At 36.7% G+C, this 270-nt stretch carries 1 protein-coding gene; it reads right to left on the reverse strand.

Annotation, left to right across the window (positions count from 1 at the left end; all coding sequences use genetic code 11):
• Window positions 1-88: 88 nt before the first annotated feature.
• Window positions 89-270, reverse strand: a 182-nt coding sequence (locus tag MN204_RS20710) for a hypothetical protein (protein ID WP_249872942.1), incomplete at its 5' end; no start/stop codon positions are given.

Genomic DNA, 270 nt, shown 5'->3' on the forward strand with positions numbered 1-270 from the left:
CGCTGCACAATCCTCATTGACTTACTTTTTAGTGCATTGCTATAAACGTAATTGTACGGTTATTTGCTTTGAAAATCAAGGTGAAAGACTAGTGTTCAAAGAAGAACGATATCATGCGATCAACCAAGGGCGTAAGAAATAAAACAACAATCATCATCTTATAGAACTTCAGTGACTCAAAGATTTGATCAATACGGACATTTAGTGACTTCAATTCTCCCCTCATCTCGCCCTTAAAATCCGATAAATCCATGCGAATGTCGTTCATTT

The sequence above is a fragment of the Oceanobacillus saliphilus genome (genome assembly GCF_023522835.1).
Classification (GTDB): domain Bacteria; phylum Bacillota; class Bacilli; order Bacillales; family Amphibacillaceae; genus Oceanobacillus; species Oceanobacillus saliphilus.